Origin of the sequence: Pseudoclavibacter caeni (genome assembly GCF_008831125.1) — a bacterium.
Lineage (GTDB): Bacteria > Actinomycetota > Actinomycetes > Actinomycetales > Microbacteriaceae > Pseudoclavibacter_A > Pseudoclavibacter_A caeni.
The window spans coordinates 35,139-55,737 of sequence record NZ_WBKA01000009.1 but is presented as its reverse complement, the minus strand read 5'-3'; the positions used below and the strand labels follow the sequence as shown (position 1 = coordinate 55,737).

Annotated in this window: 19 protein-coding genes; 11 read left to right on the top strand and 8 right to left on the bottom strand. The window is 72.7% G+C overall.

Annotated elements, in window-relative coordinates:
* Positions 1-17: 17 nt before the first annotated feature.
* The gene (locus F8O02_RS08840) at positions 18-218 is read right to left on the bottom strand and encodes a hypothetical protein (protein WP_179416331.1); all 201 of its coding nucleotides are present in this window, start codon (positions 216-218) and stop codon (positions 18-20) included.
* A 168-nt stretch (positions 219-386) separates the two neighbouring features.
* Here F8O02_RS08840 and F8O02_RS08835 point away from each other — a divergent pair, with 168 nt between their 5' ends.
* Positions 387-854, top strand: a complete 468-nt coding sequence (locus F8O02_RS08835) for an HD domain-containing protein (protein ID WP_158036877.1) — start codon at positions 387-389, stop codon at positions 852-854.
* 59 nt (positions 855-913) lie between these two features.
* Positions 914-2,293 carry an exonuclease domain-containing protein gene (locus F8O02_RS08830; RefSeq protein WP_158036876.1) on the top strand — a complete coding sequence of 460 codons (1,380 nt, stop codon included), beginning with the start codon at positions 914-916 and terminating at the stop codon, positions 2,291-2,293.
* On the opposite strand, the gene F8O02_RS08825 is transcribed toward F8O02_RS08830, so the two are convergent.
* The 3 genes from F8O02_RS08825 to F8O02_RS09055 form a co-directional block, all read right to left on the bottom strand.
* On the bottom strand, positions 2,256-3,047 hold the full coding sequence (locus F8O02_RS08825; RefSeq protein WP_158036875.1) for an endonuclease III domain-containing protein: 792 nt from the start codon (positions 3,045-3,047) through the stop codon (positions 2,256-2,258). The genes F8O02_RS08830 and F8O02_RS08825 overlap by 38 nt on opposite strands.
* 159 nt (positions 3,048-3,206) lie before the next feature.
* Entirely contained in the window at positions 3,207-3,428 is a 222-nt protein-coding gene (locus F8O02_RS08820) for a hypothetical protein (RefSeq protein ID WP_158036874.1), read from the bottom strand.
* A gap of 224 nt (positions 3,429-3,652) precedes the next feature.
* On the bottom strand, positions 3,653-3,805 hold the full coding sequence (locus tag F8O02_RS09055; RefSeq protein ID WP_179416332.1) for a hypothetical protein: 153 nt from the start codon (positions 3,803-3,805) through the stop codon (positions 3,653-3,655).
* An 82-nt stretch (positions 3,806-3,887) separates the two neighbouring features.
* Between F8O02_RS09055 and F8O02_RS08815 the strand changes: the two genes are divergently transcribed.
* Entirely contained in the window at positions 3,888-4,256 is a 369-nt protein-coding gene (locus tag F8O02_RS08815; protein ID WP_218859587.1) for a YchJ family protein, read from the top strand.
* Positions 4,257-4,340: 84 nt separating this feature from the next.
* Here the strand turns inward: F8O02_RS08815 and F8O02_RS08810 are convergent, their stop codons facing one another.
* Together F8O02_RS08810 and F8O02_RS08805 are read right to left on the bottom strand one after the other, a co-directional pair.
* Entirely contained in the window at positions 4,341-7,379 is a 3,039-nt protein-coding gene (locus F8O02_RS08810) for an AAA family ATPase (protein WP_158036873.1), read from the bottom strand.
* Complete coding sequence (locus F8O02_RS08805; RefSeq protein ID WP_158036872.1) at positions 7,376-8,611, bottom strand: metallophosphoesterase family protein; 1,236 nt, start codon at positions 8,609-8,611, stop codon at positions 7,376-7,378. Before F8O02_RS08805 ends, F8O02_RS08810 begins: the two co-directional genes overlap by 4 nt.
* 367 nt (positions 8,612-8,978) lie before the next feature.
* Here F8O02_RS08805 and fepB point away from each other — a divergent pair, with 367 nt between their 5' ends.
* From fepB to F8O02_RS08780, 5 genes are all read left to right on the top strand, one after another.
* Positions 8,979-9,980 carry a Fe2+-enterobactin ABC transporter substrate-binding protein gene (gene fepB, locus F8O02_RS08800; RefSeq protein ID WP_158036871.1) on the top strand — a complete coding sequence of 334 codons (1,002 nt, stop codon included), beginning with the start codon at positions 8,979-8,981 and terminating at the stop codon, positions 9,978-9,980.
* Positions 9,981-9,983: 3 nt separating this feature from the next.
* On the top strand, positions 9,984-11,015 hold the full coding sequence (locus F8O02_RS08795; RefSeq protein WP_218859589.1) for a FecCD family ABC transporter permease: 1,032 nt from the start codon (positions 9,984-9,986) through the stop codon (positions 11,013-11,015).
* The gene (locus F8O02_RS08790; protein ID WP_225734250.1) at positions 11,012-12,139 is read left to right on the top strand and encodes a FecCD family ABC transporter permease; all 1,128 of its coding nucleotides are present in this window, start codon (positions 11,012-11,014) and stop codon (positions 12,137-12,139) included. Before F8O02_RS08795 ends, F8O02_RS08790 begins: the two co-directional genes overlap by 4 nt.
* Complete coding sequence (locus F8O02_RS08785) at positions 12,136-12,990, top strand: ABC transporter ATP-binding protein (RefSeq protein ID WP_158036870.1); 855 nt, start codon at positions 12,136-12,138, stop codon at positions 12,988-12,990. Before F8O02_RS08790 ends, F8O02_RS08785 begins: the two co-directional genes overlap by 4 nt.
* Before the next feature lie 166 nt (positions 12,991-13,156).
* Complete coding sequence (locus F8O02_RS08780) at positions 13,157-14,308, top strand: LOG family protein (protein WP_158036869.1); 1,152 nt, start codon at positions 13,157-13,159, stop codon at positions 14,306-14,308.
* Positions 14,309-14,368: 60 nt separating this feature from the next.
* Here the strand turns inward: F8O02_RS08780 and F8O02_RS08775 are convergent, their stop codons facing one another.
* The gene (locus F8O02_RS08775) at positions 14,369-14,863 is read right to left on the bottom strand and encodes a hypothetical protein (RefSeq protein WP_158036868.1); all 495 of its coding nucleotides are present in this window, start codon (positions 14,861-14,863) and stop codon (positions 14,369-14,371) included.
* A gap of 367 nt (positions 14,864-15,230) precedes the next feature.
* Here F8O02_RS08775 and F8O02_RS08770 point away from each other — a divergent pair, with 367 nt between their 5' ends.
* On the top strand, positions 15,231-16,808 hold the full coding sequence (locus tag F8O02_RS08770) for a catalase (RefSeq protein WP_158036867.1): 1,578 nt from the start codon (positions 15,231-15,233) through the stop codon (positions 16,806-16,808).
* Between the two features lie 167 nt (positions 16,809-16,975).
* Here F8O02_RS08770 and F8O02_RS08765 read toward each other — a convergent pair whose 3' ends face one another.
* Entirely contained in the window at positions 16,976-18,565 is a 1,590-nt protein-coding gene (locus F8O02_RS08765; protein ID WP_158036890.1) for a DEAD/DEAH box helicase, read from the bottom strand.
* 420 nt (positions 18,566-18,985) lie between these two features.
* On the opposite strand from F8O02_RS08765, the gene F8O02_RS08760 reads away from it, so the two are divergent.
* Positions 18,986-19,387 (top strand): phage holin family protein, encoded by a 402-nt coding sequence (locus tag F8O02_RS08760; RefSeq protein ID WP_179416333.1) that lies wholly within the window; start codon positions 18,986-18,988, stop codon positions 19,385-19,387.
* A 211-nt stretch (positions 19,388-19,598) separates the two neighbouring features.
* The gene (locus F8O02_RS08755; RefSeq protein ID WP_158036865.1) at positions 19,599-20,597 is read left to right on the top strand and encodes a zinc-binding alcohol dehydrogenase family protein; all 999 of its coding nucleotides are present in this window, start codon (positions 19,599-19,601) and stop codon (positions 20,595-20,597) included.
* Positions 20,598-20,599: the final 2 nt, after the last annotated feature.

Genomic DNA, 20,599 nt, shown 5'->3' with positions numbered 1-20,599 from the left:
CGTCATCGCGCCACCCGCTACCGGAACAGGTCCCAGAGGCGGAACGTCGTGCGCCGGTATGCCGCGTCGCGCACCGACTGCTTCGGGCTCTTCGCGAACCCCATGCCGTGGCGTCCGTAGCCGGGGATCACCGCGCGCTTCACCGAACGCTTGAGCCGCCCGGTCGTGCGGGCCTTGAGGGATCTGCTGATCGATGGAGTGCGCATGCCGAATCTCATGCCACGATGCTACGTGCACCCGCTGACATGGACGGCGGCGCCTGGGTGCTCTGCCCGTGGTCACGGCCGGAGGGCGCGGCCGTGCGGCTGCCCCCGCCGAGGCGCGCACGTCCTCCGTGTCGGCGGTCGGTCGTAGGCTCTACATGAACATCTCGAGGGGAGGAAGGCATGAGCACCGTGACCCCACCCCGTCTGGATGCCGCATCCGGCGACCCGACCCAGCGGGCGATCCGCCTGGCCGGCACCGCGCACAGCACCAACCGCTGGGGCGAGTACCCCTACCTGGTGCATCTGGCACTGGCGGCGACGATCGCGCGGACCCTGAGCGACGACCCGCGCGTGGAGGCCGCCGCATGGCTGCACGACGTGCTGGAGGACCATCCCGAGTACGTCGACCGGCTCGAGGCGGAGTTCGGCGACCTCGTTGCGTCACTGCGCATCGACTCGCGCCGCGACGGCGAGACGTACGACGAGTTCATCGACCGGGTCATCGCCTCGGGCGATCGCATCGCGATCACGGTGAAGCTCGCGGACATGACCTCGAACCTCGGCAACACCCCACCCGAGCGGCTGCGCGCCCGGTATGAGCGCAACATCGCCCGCCTGCGCGAGGTCGTGGCGGGATTCGCGGGCTGAGCGGGCGCGCGCCAGACATCCACACAGGGCATCCGCACCGGGCAGAAGAGGAGACCACCATGGCGGGGAGGACCACCGGCAAGGGCTTCGCCGTGATCGACTTCGAGACGACCGGGCTGCACCCAGAGGGCACGGATCGGGCGATCGAGGTGGGTGTTGTGCTCACCGATCCGGACGGCGTGATCCAAGTCGAGCGCGAGACCCTCGTACGCGTCGACCGCGACCTCGGCCTGCAGGCCCGCCACGGCATCCATGCGGCTGATCTGCTGGAGGCGCCAGCCTTCGCGCAGATCGCCGGCGATCTCGTCGAGCTGCTCCGCTGCCGCGTCCCCGTCGCGCACAACGCCTCCTTCGACGCCCGGTTCCTCGACGCCGAGATGCGTCGACTCGGCACGCCTACGGATCGCCATGACATCCCCTGGACCTGCACCATGCAGCTCGCCGCTCGATTCGGGCTCGGCAGCCGCTCCCTCGAGGAATGCTGCGACGAGGTCGGGATCACCCTGAGTCAGGCCCATCGCGCCGTCGCCGACGCGCATGCGACCGCCGAGCTGCTCGCGAACTACCTCGCCGAGACGCCTCCCGCTGGCTGGAGATTCTGGCTGGAGCGACTCAACGCCGCCGCGACACTGCCCTGGCCTGAGCTTCCGTCGCTGCACGCGGAGTGGGTGCCCCGCCCGGATGCCACTGCCAGTGAGACGGTGCCCTCGTTCCTCTCACGTCTCGTTGCACACGTGCCAGACTTCTCCACCGACGAGAGCCAGCGAGAGTATCTGGCCCTGCTCGACCGGTGCCTGCTCGATCGACGACTGAGCACGACCGAGCAGCATCAGCTGATCGAGCTGGCGGATGCCTCCGGCATCAGCCATGACACCGCCCGTCGACTGCACCAGCGGTATCTGGATGCTCTGGTCGCCGTCGCCTGGGCTGACGGGGTGGTCACCGGAACGGAACGGCAGGACATCATCGCCGTCTGCACGCTGCTCGACCTGCCCACGCCGGATCTCGATCGTCCGCGACCGGTCACCGTTGGGGGAACCGGGACCGGTGTCGATGGCGTCGACGCCGACGAGGTCCGACCGACCCACCGCGGGATCGGCCACACCGATGCCGACGGTGCCGGCGGTCGACAGCCTGTGCTCGCCACCCCGGGAGGATTCACGCTGAATCCGGGAGACCGAGTCTGCCTGACCGGCGAGATGCGCCGACCACGCGAGGAGTGGGAAGCGGAGCTGACCGCACGAGGGCTGACCGTCTGGCCATCGGTGACGAAGAAGGTGAGGCTGCTGATCGCCGCCGACCCGGATTCTCAGTCCGGGAAGGCACGGAAGGCCCGGCAGTATGGCATCCCCATCGTGGACGAGGCCTGGCTCGACGAGCTCTGCGGCGCACTGCCTCCCCTCACCGCCCCGCCAGCCGCGACCCCTCCTCGACGATGAGGGCGTGCAGACGCTGCGCCGCGACCGGGTCGAGCCCCTCCTGCTCGAGCACGGGCTGCCAGCGATCCCGCATCGCCCCGTAGCCGGCTGGAGCGGGCAGGCCCCGGGCGGCGAACACCTGGTGGGCGTAGGCGTCCGCGATGAAGACCGGCTGGTCGAAGGCGAACAGCAGCTGGGCGTCCGCTGTCTCCGGGCCCACGCCGTAGACCGAGAGCAGCTGGCCGCGCGACGGGACGGGTGACGCTCCTGCGCGCTCTGGCGTTGAGCCTGCCGACGGGATGTGCGATGCCGAGGGTGATGGCCTTGGCACCGGCCGGCGCAGCGGCTGGACGGGGTGCTGCGGGAACGGCACCCCGCCCGATGGCCTCGAGCAGTCCGGCAGCGATGCAGTGGACCGCGGAGGCGACACCGCACCCGCTGACGCCGAACGGTCCAGCGGCGGGGCGAGCACCACGTCCGCGAGCCTGTGATCGCGCGTCCAGGTGGCGACCGCTCGGCAGGCCCGCGACTTGCTGCGCACGAATCCGCTCGGGCGGATCAGGTCGATCAGGATGTCCGGGTCGGTGTCCGCGAGCGCGTCAGGGTGCAGCAGGCCCCGGTCGCGCAGCCGGTCGAGGCTGACCGCCGCGTTCTCCCACCGGGTGCGCTGGGTCAGCACGGAGCCGATCATGATCTCGAAGCGGGTCTCGGCCGGCCACCAGTCGTCGAGCAGGCCGTGGTGGACGGCGAGGTCGTCGATGAGGTCGTGCAGCACAGGGCCAGTGTAGGCGGGGCCAACCGCCGACCGGGATTCAGCATCCTCACCCCGATTCAGCACGAACCACACCCATCCCGCTGAAACCACGTCAGAATGCTGAATCCGCAGCACAGACCGCCCCACCCTCACGACCTGCCCACGGTGCCCCGGGCGCCCTCACGCCGCGGCGTACTCCGCGGCCAGGTACAGGTCGCGGCCGGTGATCGGGTCGGTGACGGTGAACTCGGCGAGCCGTGCGAGCCCGTCGTGTTCCTCGGCGGGATCGTCCTTCTGCAGCGCGGTGACGGCCCAGATCGAGCCGCGATCCCGGGCCAGCTGGACCAGGTCGCCCGCCTGGCCCACCGAGGAGTGCTCGAACAGCGGCCGAGCCCCAGCCATACACGGCGGGCGTGAGGTCGAACACGGGCGACTGCGCGGTCTGATAGGTCGAGACCTCGTAGTAGAGCCATGCTGTGTCGGTCACGATGACCGCGTCCGCGCCGCCGCGCTGGCCAGGCGCCGCGGCGGGGAACATCCGCAAGCCGCCGCGAGCGCACCACGACCACGAGGCAGACGAGCGCGACGGCGAACACGAGCGTGCGGCCGAGCCCGTCGAGCTCGCCCTACTCGTGGAACGACAGGGTGTCGGAGACGAAGCCGGGCAGCGTCGACCAGGCGACGTCGGGGATCCAGAGCCCCTCGTCGCGCACGCCGCAGCATCGTGCGCGCCGGGTCTCCTGTCTGAGGATCGCTGCACAGCCGACGCGGCCAGACACGCGGCCTGTCGCGGGCAGGCCCGTGCCAGGCACCGGCACCACGTGGCGGAGGCGTCCGGACGCCCGTGGCAGAATCGGGCGCATGAGCGCCTCCACTCCCCCGTCCGACGAACGCCCCTGGCCGCAGACCGCCGAGGAGCTGATGCGCTCGCGCTTCCTGGCGTTCAAGACCGGCGACCTGACCTGGCTGCGAGCGACCTGGCACCCGTCGACCCGGCCGGACGATCTCGCTCCCGAGCCCGACATCCGCTGGCGGGGCGTGCAGATCGTCGACACCGTCGCCGGCGGGCCGGACGACGCCGAGGGCGTGGTCGAGTTCCGGGCGACGTACTCCGTGGCGGCGCCTGACGAGGCAGGACGCGGCCGGCGGCCCGGCGTGATGCACGAACGGTCGCGCTTCGTGCGGCTTCACGGCCGGTGGGTGTATCTGGACGGCGAGCAGCTCGACTGAGCGGGGCCTGGGCCGACACCTGCTCTGCGTCCCGTCTCGCTCGCCGGTGTTCACCCGAGGCCGCGGACAGCGGTGTGGCCCCGCTCACCCTTTCAACAGCGGCACCGTGGTCGCCCCGCCGATCTCGTCGAACCGGTCGGGCTGGCAGGTGAGCACCACGATCTGGGCCTCGCGGCCGACCCGGCTGAGCACGAGGTTCAGCGCGTGCAGGCGGTCGGGGTCGGCGAAGCCCAGGGCGTCGTCGAGGATGAGCGGTGCACCGCCGTCACCGGCGACGAGCTGGGCGCAGGCGAGGCGGCCGAGCAGGGCGAGCTGCTCGCGCGCGCCGCCGGAGAGTGACGCGAACGGCACGGTCTGCCCGTCGAGCGTGCGCGTGGCGATCTCGAGGTCGGCGGTGACCTCGACCTGCACCTGTTGGCCGAACACCATGCGGGAGAGCCGCTCGATGCGCTCCCGGTACGGCGCCGCGTACCGCGCCTGCGCCTCGTCGCGGTGCCGCACGAATGTGTCGTGCAGCAACCGGGCGGCCTCGGCGGCCCGGTGCGTGCGGTCGCGGACGTCGATGGCGGCCTCCAGCTCGGCCTCTGCCTGCTCGAGCCGGTCGTAGATGCCCTCGCCCGCGTAGGCGCTGATCTCGCCTTTCAGCGCGCCGAGGTGATCCTTCGCCTGCTCCAGGTCGCGCGCACGGTCGTCGATGAGCTGCCGGGCGTTGTCGAGCTCGAGCTCGAGCTGATCGCCGTTCGCGTCGGCGAGCGCCTGTCTGGCCTGCGCGAGCGCGGCGTCGACCTCGGCGACCCGCTCGGCGGCGGATGCGGCAGCACCCTCCAGCGCGGGGTCGGACGTCGTGGCCCGCTCCGTCTCGAGCCGCTGCTCGAGCCGGGCGAGCTCCTCGCGCGCCGCGCGCGCCGCCTCCTCCGCCCGGATGACCTCGGTCTGCCGCTCCTCCTGCGCGGTGCGCAGCCGCTCGTGGGCCCTGCGTGCCCGCTTCTCCTCGCGCTCGGCCTCCTGCGCCTCGATCTCCGCGGCATCCGCCAGACGCTGCAGCTCGTCGCGGGAGGGCTCCGTGCCTGTCCCCGCTCCCGGCACGTCCGTCGCGGCGACCGCACCGGCTCCCGCTGCATCCGTCGCTGCGACTTCCGCGTTCGCGGCGACGTCATCAGATCCCTCGATCGACGCCCCGTCATGCGGCGGCTGGTCCCCCGCCATGACGACCGTGGCATCGCCCGTCGTCTCGAGCCGTGCCCGCAGCCCGGCCGCCCGCCGGCGCAGTCGCTCCAGGCCGACGCCGAGCTCGTCGGCTGCCGCGCCCTCGGCATCCCCGCCGGTCTTGCCGCCCTCCGCTGCGACCTCCGCGCCATCCGAGGCGTCTGTGGCGTCTGTGGCGTCTGTGGCGTCCTCAGCCCCCGTGGCATCCGCTGCGTCCCCCGCGTCCCCGGCGACGCCCTGCACCGCCGCGGCGAGATCCCCGGCCGCCCGCTCGCGCGTCTGCTCGGCCTCGGCGCGACGGTCCGCGAGCCGTTGGGCCTCCTCGAGGCTCGCCACCCCGGCACGCTCGAGCGCCCGCTGGAACGCGCGCTCGGCCTTCTGCGCCGCCTGTTCGAGCTCCTGCGAGGTCGCCGCGGGGCGCACCTCGAGCTCCACGACGCCGTCGGCGACGACATGCACCGGCTCGCGCACCGGGGTCTCGACCGACGCATCCGCCCCCACCGCGACCCCGTCGACGCTGACGGCGACATCGCCCACGCGATGGACGTCGATCTGCGCCGCGGAGGCGTCACGCGTGCCCGCGGCGACCCGCCGCTCTGTGTCGAGCTCGCGCAGCCGGCGAACGGTGCGCTCGGTGACCGTGACGGTCTCCAGCACGGCCTGTGCCTCGGTGCGTCGCGCGTCAGCCTGCTCGGCACGATCGAGGGCGGCGATGAGCCGGGAGAGCTCCTCACGATCCCGTGCCCGGGCGAGCGCACGCGCGGCGGCCCGGGCCGCGTCACGCGCCTGCTCGAGCCGCTGCTCTGTCAGGGCGAGCGCCTGACGCGCCCCGTCGACCCGCCCCTGCCCGGCGCGCGCGGCCTCCGCCAGGGTGCGGGCGCGCTCGTCCGTCTCCCCCATCGCGTCCCTGCGCCGCGTGATCTCGGCGATCGTCTCGGTGCGCGACCGCTGCCGCTCCTCCGCCGCGTCGAGAGCGGCTGCGGCCTCACGCCGATCGCGTTCGGCGGTCTCGACCGCCTCCCGCAGCCGGTGCAGTCCCACGGTGGCCTCCTCGAGCCGGGCGACATCCGCCCGAGCGCGGGCGGCCTGCTCGGTCAGCCGGGCGACCCCCTGCTCCTGCTGGCCGTGCTGTTCGACGAGCTCGTCCATGCGGACGCTGCGCTCGCGCAGCCCGACGGCCTCGGCCTCAAGCCGCTCGACGGCGTCATCGGTCTCGGTGACTGTCCGCTTGAACCGCCCCTTGGGCGTGAACCACCGCTCGTACTCGGCCCGGATGCGCGCCATCAGCCCGTCGTGCGCCTCGAATCCGGCGAATCCGTCCGGCCCGGCCACTGCAGACGCCCCTGCCGGCACGCCGGCGGACGCCTCGTCCGGACCCGCCACCTTCGGCCCGGCCGCCGCGTCGCCCGAGTCTGCACAGGCGTCGGCCGCCGCGCTCCGATCCGCGTCGGCGAGCGCCGCCTGCAGCGCCTGGAGCGTGGCGAGCCGCGGCTGGTCGAGGGACTCGCCCTGGCCTACCTCGAGCGCCTCGAGCAGCGCGGTGTCGACGGTCTCGTCGAGGATGGCGAGGAACCGGTCATGCGCCTGGTCGCCGCTGAGCTGCTCGGGCGCCGGCTCGCGCACGACGAGCACGGTCTGCGGTCGCACGATCCAGCGCTTGCGGAACGTCAGCGCGTACGGCCCGGTGCGCAGCTCAACGGTGACCTGCGGCCCGACATCGCGGCCGACCGGCTGGACTGCGAGCACCTCTCTGGCCTTGCTGGACGCCTTGTACCGGCGCAGCAGCACGATCGCCTCGGCGATGGACGACTTGCCCGCCTCGTTGGGGCCGACGATGACGGTGACGCCATCGCCGAGGGCGATCTCCGCGTGCCGCACGCCTCGGTAGTCGTCGAGGATGATCCGCTCGAGTCTCATCGGTTCCCTCCCACCAGCCGATACAGCAGTCCGAGTGCGTCCTGTGCCCGACGTCGGTCGCCGTCATCAGCGAGGTCTCTGGAGCCCGGACGGTCGAGGCCGCCCGCGTCCGCAGACGCGCCGGGCGCTCCCGAGTCGCCCCCGCCGCCCGCGGCGGCGACGAGCTCGTCGAGCGCGTCGGCCGCGAAGCCGGTCAGGTGCAGGTCGGAGAAGTCGGCGTTGTCCGGCAGCACCTGCAGATCGCTGTGGTGCTCCCAGACCGTGAGCAGGGCGAACAGGTCGCGCTGCTCGTCGAGCAGCCGCTCGAGCCGGGCCGCGGCAGAGGTGCTGATCGTGCCCCGCAGCACCAGCCACACCCCGGTGCGGGACTTGTCGTCGAGGGCGTCGAGACGGGTGCGCAGCCGCTCGACCTCCGCGTCCGCGTCGCCGGTGAACTCGTGCTCGACGGTCACGAACCGCCAGCGGCCGACGTGCACGGGCTCGACCCGCACCCGCTCGGCGACCGGCGCCGCGGCGTCCCCCGCCGGGTCGACGTCGATGACGAGCACGTTGCCGGGATCCACGTCGCGGCGCGCGGTGACCTCCTGCGTGCCCGGGTACCAGATGCCAGGCCGCACTTCGGTCGTCGAGTGCCGGTCGCCGAGCACTACCACGTCGGCGAGCCCGCGCGCGAGGACGTCGGCCAGGGCCGCGTCGTCGATCGTCGCCGGATCGGTCGCGTCCGGGTTGCGGGATGCGACGGCGCCGTGCGCGGCGATCACCCGCACCACGCCGGCCGGTGCGGGTTCGAGCCCGGCGCAGGCCTCGGCGACGAGGTCGCGGCCGGGGCGCTTCGACCGCCACGGCACCGGCAGCACCTCCGCGTCGTCCCCGATCCGGATCGGCTCGGCCTCGCGGGCGACGACGACCTGCTCGGGGCACCGCTCGGCGAACACCGGGGAATCGTAGATGGACGCGCTGTCGAGCGGGTCATGGTTGCCCGGCACGAGCACCACCGGCACGTCCGCGCCGCGCAGCGCCTCGAATGTGCGGGCGATCACCCGCCGGTCGAGCTGGTTCGTCTCGAACACGTCGCCGCAGACGACGATGAACGCGGCCGCGCGCTCCCGGGCGAGCTCGCCGATGCGGGCGAGCGCCTCGAAGCGGCTCTCGGTGTAGCGGGCCCGGGCCTCCTCCGGCAGGGGCCGGGCCCTCATGCCCAGCTGCCAGTCGGCCGTCGCGATGAATCTCATGCCTCCCCCTCGAAGGTCGTCTCGATCGAACGGACCGGTCGCCGCACTCGCGAGCCAAGCCGGCCCATCCGCGGTCAAGGGTATCCGCACCCGCCGACACGGGCGGGATCCGGTGTCACGCGCATCCACACCAACCTGATGGGGCTCATCCGCGCAGTGACCCGGCCGTGGACCGCCCGCATCCCCCGTCGACGCGTGGGGCACAAGGTCAGGCTCACCTCACCAACACTGTGCTACGGTATGGGCGCCCTCGCCGGATGACGACGCCCGGGGCTGCCGCCCCGCCGCGCCGTCCGCCGGCCACGAACCCGCCGGCGGCCGACCAGACAGGCCGTCGCGGCATTGCCCTCCCAGAAAGGACATCCCGATGCATCTGCGCCGCATGACTCTGGCCGTCTCCGCCGTCGTCGCGAGCGCCGCGCTCGCCCTCAGCGGCTGCTCGTCGACCTCGAGCGACACCACCAGCTCCGCCTCGAGCGACACGGCGAGCTGGCCGCTGACCGTCACCGACGACGCCGGCCACGAGGTCACCCTGGACAGCCAGCCCGAGCGGATCGTCAACACCGCGGTGAGCGTCACCGGCACCCTGCTGGCGATCGACGCGCCGGTCGTGGCCTCTGCCGCGGCCTCGGTGAGCGACATCACCGATGACAAAGGCTTCTTCTCGCAGTGGGCGGGCGTTGCCGACGAGCGCGGCGTCGAGGTGCTCTACCCCGACCTGACGTTCGATCTCGAGAGCGTCGTCGCCGTCGACCCGGATCTGGTGATCGTGTCGACCTCCGGCGCCGACTCTGTGTATGACGACCACTACGACGAGCTGACCGCGCAGGGCGTGCCCGTGTACGTCGCGAACTACGGCTCGAAGTCGTGGGAGGAGCTCGCCGAGGACTTCGGCACGCTCACCGGCCACCAGGCCGAGGCGCGGCAGGCCGTCGACGACTTCGACGCGTACGCCGCCGACGCCGCCGAGAAGATCACCGTGTCCGACGGCGGCGCGTCGATCGTGAGCTTCAACGGCTCCGGCAAGGACAGCGGTGTCGCGAAGGGCACCAGTGCCCAGGCCGCGATCCTCACGAAACTCGGCTTCCAGGTCGCTGAGGCCGACAGCACGCTCGACACCAGTGAGAAGCCCCGCCAAGACTTCACATTCGTCACCTACGAGAACCTGTCGAAGGCGATCACCGGCGGCACTGTCTTCACCTTGAGCGACGACGGCAGGAAGGCCAAGGCGCTCGAGTCCGACGCCACCCTGGCGAACCTCGACGCGGTGAAGAACGGCCGGGTGTACCCGCTCGGTCTGACGAGCTTCCGCATCGACCCGTACAGCGGCCGGCAGATGATCGACCAGATCGTCAGCGACCTCGCCTGACCGGTGCCCGATCGACCGCTCCGGGCGCCGCGCGCGTCCCGACGCCTCGCCGTGCTCGTCGCGGCCGCCGCGCTCACCGCGCTCGTCGCGGCCGCCGGCCTGTTCGCCGGCTCGCGCGACGTGCCAGCCGCGGACGTGTGGACGGCGCTGATCGCCCCCGGCGACACGCTCTCGGACGATGCGCTCATCGTGCGCCTCGTGCGGGTGCCACGCGCGGTGCTCGGTCTGGTCGTCGGCGTGTGCCTGGGCGTGGCGGGCACGCTCATGCAGGGATTGACCCGCAACCCGCTCGCCGAGCCCGGCATCCTCGGCGTCAACGCCGGGGCGGGCGCCGCCGTCGTCGCCGCGATGGTGTGGCTCGACGCCCGGCAGCCGATCGCTCATCTGGGCGCGGCGTTCCTCGGCGCCGGCATCGCCACGATTCTCGTCTACCTGCTGGGCGGGCTGGGGAGAAGACGCGGCGACCCCATCCGCCTCGTGCTCGCCGGCGCCGGCCTCGGCGTCGTGTTCGCGGCGCTCACACGGGTGCTGCTGCTGAGCGCCCCGCAGGACGTCTACGACAGCTACCGGGTGTGGGCGACCGGCAGTCTGCAGGGCCGCGGGTGGGACGTCGTAGCCGTCACCGCCGCGGTCGCCGGGCTCGGTCTGGCCGTGGCCTGGCTGCTCGCCCCGCAGCTGAACGCCGTCTCGCTCGGCGACGAGCTGGGCCGTGCGCTCGGGGTGAACCGCGCCCTGGTGTGGGGCATCGCCGGGGCGGCGCTGTTCGCCCTGGCCGGGGCAGCCACGGCGGCCGCCGGCCCCATCGCGTTCATCGGTCTGGCGGCGCCCAACGTCGCCCGGCTGCTCGTCGGCCCGGACCACCGCTGGCTCGTGCCGACCGCCGCGGTCGCCGCGGCGTTGCTCGTCACCGCCGCGGACGTCGTGGGCCGGGTGATCGCACCGCCCGGCGAGGTGGAGGTCGGCGTGATGGCCGCCTTCCTCGGCGCCCCCGTGTTCATCGCGCTCGTGCGTCGGCGACGGATGGCCGTGCTGTGAGCCGCGCCGACACGCCCCGGGATGCGCACCCCGCCGGCGGCGCACCTGCCCCGGACGCCGCCGCTCGCGCCACCCCCTCCGCGCCCCGGCCCCCGACACATCCCGCCGGCCGCGTGCACCGGGGCCGCATCAGCATCGTCTGGCATCCGCGCGCCGTGGCCGTGAGCGGGCTCGTCCTCGCCGTCACCGCGGGCCTCGCCGTCGCCGTGATGGGCCAGGGCACGATCCCGCTGTCGCCGGGCGACATCCTCGCCGCCCTCATCGGCGACGCGCCGGCCCGCGACGTGACCGTGGTGCGCGGCATCCGGCTGCCCCGGGTGGTCACGGCCGCGGCTGTCGGCTGCGCTCTGGGCGTCTCCGGCGCCCTGTTCCAGAGCGTCTCGCGCAACCCGCTGGGCTCCCCGGACGTGATCGGGTTCACCTCCGGCGCCGCCGCGGGCGCCGCCGCCCAGATCGTCATGCTGGGCGGCGGGGTCATCGCGACCCCGGCCGCCGCAGTGCTCGGCGGGGCCGTGACCGCGACCCTCGTGTACCTGCTCAGTCGGCACCGGGGCGTCACCGGCGGCTACCGCATCGTCCTGGTCGGCATCGGCGTCGGGGCGCTCATGGACGCGACCACCCGGATCATCCTCGTGCGCGGTGACATCGACCGGTCGGTGTCCGCCGAGGTGTGGCTGAGCGGCTCGCTCGCATCCCGATCCTGGGCCGACACCGCGGTCGTCACCGCAGGACTCGCCGTGGCGTGGCCGCTCGCGCTCGCGCTGGCGCGTCCCCTCGCCCTCGTCGAGATGGGCGACGTGACCGCCCGGCAGCTCGGCGTGCACGTGGAGGCGACCCGCGCGTCCGCCATGCTCGCCGGCGTGGTGCTCACCGCCACCGCGGTGGCCGCCGCGGGCCCCATCGCGTTCGTCGCGCTCGCCGCCCCGCAGATCGCCTCCCGGCTGGCTGGGTCGTCCGGCCCGCCGCTGGTGACCGCGGGGCTCACCGGCGCCGCCCTGCTGATCGGCTCGGACCTGCTAGCGCTGCACCTGCCGGCCGGCGCCCGCGTGCCGATCGGCGTCGTCACCGGCCTGCTCGGCGGCGTTTACCTGCTGTGGCTGCTCACGAGAGGAATGCGCCGATGAGGCGACACACAGACCCCCGCGCCCCGACCGCCCCGAGCGCCGACGCCGCGCGCCCGGCCGCCGCGATCCACCACGGCCGGCTCGTGGTCGACGCTCTCTCGGCCGGCTACGACGACCGCACCATGCTCGACCGGGTGAGCCTGCACGTGCCCGACGGGTCGTTCACCGCGATCATCGGCCCGAACGGCTGCGGCAAGTCGACCCTGCTGAAGGCGATGGCAGGGCATCTGCGCCCGACCACCGGGTCGGTGCGGCTCGACGGACGCGACGTGACCGGCATCCGCCCGAAGGCTCTCGCCCGCGAGCTGGCCCTGCTGCCCCAGACGTCGAGCGCGCCGGACGGCATCACCGTCGTCGACCTCGTCTCGCGCGGGCGGTTCCCCCACCAGTCGCTGCTGCACCAGTGGTCGCAGGCGGACGAGGACGCGGTGACCCGCGCGCTGGAGCTGACCGGCTGCCACGATCTGGCCGACCGCCCGGTCCATGCGCTCAGCGGCGGGCAGCGGCAGCGGGTGTGGATCGCCATGGTGCTCGCCCAGTCCGCCCCGATCATGCTGCTCGACGAGCCGACGACCTTCCTGGACATCACCCGGCAGCTCGACGTGCTGCGCCTGTGCCGGCAGCTGCGCGCCGAGCGCGACGTGACCCTGGTTGCGGTGCTGCACGACCTGAACCTGGCGTTCCGGTTCGCCACCCATCTGGTCGTGATGCGCGACGGCCGCGTGCTCGCCGAGGGCGCGCCGGACGCCGTGGTCACCCCCGACCTGCTCGCCGCGGCGTTTGATCTGGACGCGCGCGTGCTGCCCGACCCGGAGACGGGCGCCCCGATGGTGGTGCCGCGCGCACGCTGACCGGACTGACGCCGTGTCAGAAGCTCGCGTCCCGGGGAGGCGGCCGCGCGCCGACGCGCCGTCAGCCGGGTCGGCATCCCCCGTGCCAACCGGGTCGGCAGCCCGCCTGGCCGGTGTCCCGCCCGGCATTCACCCGCCGGTCATCACGATGATGGAGAGTGGTCACATGTCCACTGACACTGATACCGAGCTCGAGCGGCTCGTCGACGAGATCATCGTCGCGGCCGGCATCGACCAGAACGCCGATCTCATCCACCACATCCTCGTCGACGGCATCCGCATCGGCCGCGACCGGGCCGACCGGCTCGACCTGAAGATCGCCTCGTCCGCCCTGGGCGAGATGCGCCAGGCGTTCCGCATGTTCGCCCGCTTCCGCGGACGCGACAAGGTGACCGTCTTCGGATCGGCGCGGACGCGTCCGGATGACGTGCTCTACCGAATGGCCCGCGAGGTGGCCCGACGGCTGGCCGCCCACGACTGGATGGTCGTCACCGGGGCGGGCCCCGGCATCATGCAGGCCGCGACCGAGGGCGCCGGCCGCGACCACTCGATCGGCGTGTCGATCCGTCTGCCGTTCGAGTCGCTCAACCCCGCCTTCGACGACGCGGACGGCGGCAGTCTCGTGCAGATGAAGTACTTCTTCACACGCAAACTGATGCTCGTCAAGGAGTCGAAGGGCTTCGTGGTGATCCCGGGCGGGTTCGGCACGTTCGACGAGCTGTTCGAGCTGCTCACCCTGCAGCAGACCGGCAAGGCCGTGCCCGTGCCGATCGTGCTGCTCGACCGGCCTGCCGGCCCCACGGCGCAGGACGCGCCCGCAGCACCGACTGCAGCCGCAGCGGCCGAGGGGACGAACGCCGAGCCCCGGGAGGAGCGCTGGAACGGTGGGGAGCATCCGCATCCAGGCACCGGGTACTGGGCCGGCATGCGCCGTTTCGCCGAGGAGCAGCTCGTGCCCGCCAGTCTGATCGCGGCAGACGACCTCGACCGCGTGCTCATCACCGACGATGTCGACCGGGCGGTCGAAGAGATCCTCGGGTTCTGGCGCGACTACGACTCGCTGCGCTGGGTCGGGCCACGGCTCGTGCTGCGGCTGCGCCACGCTCCCACGGATGCGGAGCTCGCCGATCTGCAGGAGCGCTTCGGGCGTCTCTCCCCCGACCTGCCGATCCAGCGGACGGCGCCGCTGCGCCCCGAGATCCGCGACGACGACCGGGTCGAGCTGCCGCGCATCCTGCTGCAGCCGGCGCCCCAGCAGATCGGGCGGCTGCACCAGCTGATCCGCGCGATCAACGCCCTGCCCAGCGCCGGACGCTGACCGGCCCGCCGCCGGGCCCGCCCGGCCCGCTTCACAGCGTCAGCAGCCCGGCGCCGTGTATCAGTGGTGGGCGAGCAACTCCAGGGCGACCACGCCGATGCCGGCGCCCGCCTCGACGAGCAGCATCAGCATCCGCTGCCACAGCGGCAGCGACAGCCCGCGCACCGCGGCGTACCCCACGCCGACGAGCCACAGCACGAGCACCACGACCGAGGCGCGCAGGGCGACGGTCACGCTCCACAGGCCGGCCATCGCCGATGCGAGCAGCAGGATCGGCAGCACGACCGCGCTGAGAGCCCCGGCCACCGTCGCCGCGGCGTGCCCGGCCTCGGCGCGGGTGAGCACCCGGTCGTGCACGACGATGTGCGCGAGCACCTCGGCGAGGAACATCGCCAGCGCCGACCCGGCGACCGTCACCAGCAGCGTCGTGGCGGCAGTGCGGGCCGAGATGTCCGTGCGCCCGGTCAGCGTCAGCACGACCGCGAGCGCGGTGAACGTGATGTAGATGCGCTCCTTGAGTCGGCCGGCCCGGGCCTGGCGGTCCTCTGGCGTCATCGCTCCTCGTTCCTCTCCATCTGGTCGACGTGCGTTCGACCGCAGCATCGGCCGCAGTCGCCGGGCAATCGGACGGCATCGCCGCCCCCGCCGTTCTGCGGCCTGGGGCCGGCGCCCCCCCGACAGGTCGCGGCGCCTCGGCACCGCTGCGACCAGTGCGTCCACCACTGCACCTGCTTCTGCTGCCTCGATGGTCGCACCCGATCGCCTGCGGCAGGCGGAGGCTGGCCGAGCAGCGCGGCAGGCGCATCCCCGTCCGGCATGGTGTCACTGCCAGCCCACGGACCATATTTGTTGCACTCGTAATTTTGATTAGATCAAAACATCTGCTAGGGTCGACCGCAGAGCACGACAACGAGGAGCTGACATGACCGACACCATCTCCACCGGCAGCATCACGACGGACACGACCCGACCGGCCGGCGCGACCCCCGCATCCAGCACGACGCAGGCGACCGGCGCATCCCGCCACGCCGCCGACAACACGCTGATCGACCCGGCGCGCCCCTCGACCCGGCAGAACGGCGCGCCCGCGGAGTCCGACCGCGACTCCCTCACCGTCGGCCCCGACGGCCCGATCGTGCTGCATGACGTGCAGCTGGTCGAGACCCTCGCATCCTTCAACCGCGAGCGCGTGCCGGAGCGCAGCCCGCACGCGAAAGGCTCCGGGGCGTTCGGACGCTTCGAGGTCACCGCCGACGTGAGTGCGTACACGCGGGCGGCGGTGTTCCAGCCCGGCGCCAGCTCGCGCATGCTCGCCCGCTTCTCGACCGTCGCCGGCGAGCAGGGGTCGCCCGACACATGGCGCGACGTGCGCGGCTTCGCCCTGCGGTTCTACACCGAGGAGGGCAACCTCGACATCGTCGGCAACAACACGCCGGTGTTCTTCCTGCGCGACCCGATGAAGTTCCCCCACTTCATCCGCTCACAGAAGCGACTGCCCGACTCCGGCCTGCGCGACAACACGATGCAGTTCGACTTCTGGACGCTGAACCCCGAGTCCGCCCACCAGGTCACCTATCTGATGGGTGACCGCGGGCTGCCCCGCGACTGGCGACACATGAACGGGTACTCGTCACACACCTACTCGTGGATCAACGCGGACGGCGAGCGGTTCTGGGTGAAGTACCACTTCATCTCCGACCAGGGCGTGGAGAACATGACGAACGAGGAGGCCGCCCGGCTCGCCGGCGCGGACGCCGACTTCCACCGCCGCGACCTGTTCGAGGCGATCGAGCGCGGGGAGTTCCCGAGCTGGACGGTCAAGGTGCAGCTCATGCCCTATGCCGACGCGAAGACGTACCGCTTCAACCCGTTCGACCTGACGAAGGTGTGGCCGCACGCCGACTACCCTCTGGTGGAGGTCGGCCGATTCACGCTCGACGAGAACCCGGCCAACTTCTTCGCGCAGATCGAACAGGCCGCGTTCGCCCCGTCGAACACCGTGCCGGGCACGGGCGTCTCCCCGGACAAGATGCTGCTCGGCCGCATGTTCGCCTACGCCGACGCGCAGCGCACCCGCATCGGCAGCAACTACAACCAGCTGCCGGTCAACCAGCCGGTGCATCCGGTCAACAGCTACACGTTCGACGGGCACATGCGCTACGAGCACTCGGGGGCAGCGCCGGTGTACGCGCCGAACTCGTTCGGGCGCCCGCACGCCGACGAGACCGGGCCGGTCGAGAACTCGTGGGAGTCGGACGGCGAGCTCGTGCGCAGCGCGTCCACCCTCCATGTCGAGGACGACGACTTCGGTCAGGCGGGCGCCCTCGTCCGCGAGGTGTGGGATGACGCCGCCCGTGACCGCTTCGTCGAGACGGTGTCGGACATCCTCGTCACCGTGCGCGAGCCGGTGCTCTCGAACGCGTTCCAGTACTGGCGGAACGTCGACGAGGCCACAGGCGCCCGCATCGAGGCTCGGGTGCGCGCCACGCTCAACGCGTAGGCGGGCCGGCCTCCGACACGCCTTCGACCCGACTCCCAGCCGCATGGGGCGGCCGACCTGTGAACGGTCGGCCGCCCCATGCATTGCCTGCGCTGGACGCCGCCGGCAGCCGCCCGGCCACCGCCGACTGCAGCCGCCAGGCGGCCCCGTCCAGCGACCGGCGTCGGCTACCGCCCGCGCCGCGCCTGATGCCCGCGCGCACCGGCGAGCTGACCCATCTGGGGACGCTTCGGGGCACGGCCGCCCTGCCCGTGACCGTTCCTGCCGCCGTGCCGGCTCTGCGACCGATCGCCGCGCCCCTCATCGGAGCCCCGGCCGCCGCCCTGACCGCCCTGACCGCGACCGTTGCGGCCACCGCGGCCGGCCTCATCGCGCCCTCGGCTCGAACCGTTGCGCCCCGAGTCACCGCGCCCTGAAGCGCCCCGGCCCGAACCACCACGACCACCTTGGCCGTCACGCGCCTGACCGTCGTCACCGCGCCGCCGCCGCGACTTCCCGCGCCCCTGCCGCTTCTGCGGCTGCGGCGCCGCCACGACAGGCGTGGTCGGCTCGACGTACGGGGCGACCTCGCCGACGAGCTCGGCGACCTCGGGCGAGTCTGCGTCGACCTGCACGGGAGTCGCCCGGATGCCCGCCTGACGCAGCATCTGCTTCACATCGCGCCGCTCCTCCGGCAGCACGATCGTGACCACGTCACCGGTGTGCCCGGCACGGGCCGTGCGCCCGGAGCGGTGCAGGTACGCCTTGTGCTCCGTGGGCGGGTCGACGTGCACGACGAGCTCGACCTCCGGCACGTCGATGCCACGTGCTGCGACATCCGTGGCCACGAGCACGTGCACGCGCCCCGACTCGAACGCGCCGAGATTGCGCTCGCGGGCGTTCTGCGACAGGTTGCCCTGCAGGTCGACGGCGGGGATGCCAGCGGCGGTGAGCTGCCGGGCGAGCCGCTTGGCATGGTGCTTCGTGCGCATGAAGAGGATGCGCCGACCGACCCCGCGGGCGAGCTGGCGGACGACGGTCTTCTTCTCCTCACTGCCGGAGACCTCGAAGACGTGGTGGGTCATCGTCGACACCGGGGAGCTCGCCTCGTCGACCGAGTGCAGGATCGGGTCGTGCAGGAACCGCTTGACGAGCCGGTCGATGCCGTTGTCGAGCGTGGCCGAGAAGAACATCCGCTGGCCGCGCCCCGGGGTGGCGGCGAGGATGCGGGTGACCGCGGGCAGGAACCCCATGTCGGCCATCCGGTCGGCCTCGTCGAGCACGGTGATCTCGATCGCGTCGAGGGCGACGTGCCCCTGGTGCATGAGGTCCTCGAGCCGCCCGGGGCAGGCGACGATGATGTCGACGCCGCTCTCGAGCGCCTGGATCTGCCGGTGGGGCTTCACCCCGCCGAAGATCGTCGTCGAGCGCAGCCCGTACGCGTCGGCGAGGGGCGCGATCACGTCGTCGATCTGGGTGGCGAGCTCACGGGTCGGCGCGAGCACGAGCGCGCGGGGATGCCCCGGCCGGGTGCGTCCTGCGGCCTCGGTGCCCGGCACGGCGCCGGCCAGCCGCGACACCAGCGGGATGCCGAACGAGAGGGTCTTGCCGGATCCGGTGCGCCCGCGACCCAGGACGTCACGGCCGCGCAGCGTGTCAGGCAGGGTGTCCGCCTGGATCGGGAACGCGGTGGTCTTGCCGTCGTCGGCGAGGATGTGCACGATCGGCTCTGGCACGCCGAGGGACGCGAACGTCGGCGCGTCGGTCCAGGCGGCCATGCTGTCGGTCGCCTCGTTCTGCGCGGGCCGCTGGGCTGCGGGACGCTGCTGAGCCGTGCGGGACGCGGCCGGCTGGCCGGTGTGACGGGAGGCCCGACGTGCGGGGCGGGAGGCGGGGTGCTCGGATCGGGCCGAACCGCCGCGGGTCTGTGAGGAGTGCTGGGTCATGGTGACCGTCTTTCTGCGGTCGCTGTGACCGCGGGACACCGGCCGTGCCGGCGGACGCGGCATGCGTGTCCACGGGGACGTTCCGGTGGGGGTATGGCGAAGGCGCCGGATGGCGCATCCGTTCGCCGTATGAAGCGCGTGACGTGTGAAGCCGACGTTCTACGACGCAGGCGGCGCGAGAGCCGCCGAAGGTCAACTCTACTCCTTCCGACCACCCGCCGCATCGTCCCGCCCTTATGGGAGACTGGAGGCATGACCCATCTCGTCGTCCAGACCCTCATCACCGCCGCCGCCATCTGGCTGACCACCCTGATCATCCCGGGCATGCACGTCGAGTCGATGCCGGGCTCGCAGCCCGTCGCACTGATCACCACCTATCTGGTGGCCGCGCTCGCGATCGCCGTGGTGAACCTGGTCGTCGGGATCCCGCTCAAGGTGCTGAGCCTCCCGCTGTACATCCTCACGCTCGGCCTGTGGTCGTTCATCATCAACGCGGTCCTGCTGTGGATCGTCGGCGCGATCAGCGGCGCGATCGGGTGGGGGCTCATGGTCGAGCGCTTCTGGTGGTCAGCCGTGCTCGGCGCCATCGTGCTCGGCATCGCGGAATGGCTCGTCGGCGCGGTGGCGCGCGGCCTGGGCGTCGACGCCGGCTGAGCGGCGGCGACTGTCGGCGACCCGCCAGCCACGAGAGCGCCACTCCTCCGCCCGGCAGCCACGAGAGCGCCGCCCTGTGGGGTCAGACTGGTCGTGACTCATCCCGCTGGCGCATTCGTGGCCGCGTCCCACGTCATCGCGCACCCCGCACCGGCCCGCGGTACCGTGAACGTGCGCGGGCGCACGTCCGCGGGGCTCGAAGGAGGACCACATGCACGCATGGCGAGTGACGCATCCGGCGCCGATCACGCAGAACCCGTTGGAGTGGGTCGAGATCCCCGAGCCCGAGGCTGGGCCGGGCGAGCTGCAGCTGCGGGTGCTCGCCTGCGGCGTGTGCCGCACCGACCTGCACGTGAGCGAGGGCGACCTGCCCGTGCACCACGAGCACGTCATCCCGGGGCACGAGGTCGTCGGCGAGGTCACCGCGCTCGGCGAGGGCGTCACCGGCTTCGCCGTCGGCGACCGGGTCGGGGTGGCCTGGCTGCGACACACCTGCGGCACGTGCAAGTACTGCCGGGCGGGCGCCGAGAACCTGTGTCCGAACTCGCGGTACACGGGGTGGGACGCGAACGGCGGCTACGCCGAGGTCACCACCGTGCCCGCCGACTTCGCCTACCGCCTGCCTGACGGGTACTCGGACGCCGAGTTGGCGCCGCTGCTGTGCGCGGGCATCATCGGCTACCGCGCGCTCGAGCGCGCCGAGCTGCCGGAGGGCGGCGTGCTCGGTCTGTACGGGTTCGGCGGCTCCGCGCATCTGACCGCGCAGGTGGCGCTGGCCCGCGGCGCTCGGGTGCACGTGCTCACCCGTGACGAGGAGGCGCGGCGTCTCGCCCTCGAGCTCGGCTGCGCCTCGGCCGGGGGCGCGTACGACATGCCGCCCGAGCCGCTCGACGCGGCGATCCTGTTCGCGCCGGTCGGCGACATCGTCATCCCGGCGATGCGGGCGCTCGACCGCGGCGGCACACTCGCCTGTGCGGGCATCTACCTGAGCGACATCCCGCCGCTGCACTACGAGACCGATCTGTTCTACGAGAAGCAGCTGCGCAGCGTCACCTCGAACACCCGTGGCGACGGTGAGGCGTTCCTCGCGTTCGCCGGCGAGCACCATCTCGACGTGACCACGCACGAGTACGCCCTCGCCGACGGGCAGCGCGCCCTGCAGGATCTCAAGGCCGGGGCGTTCGCCGGGGCCGCGGTGCTCGTGCCCTGAGG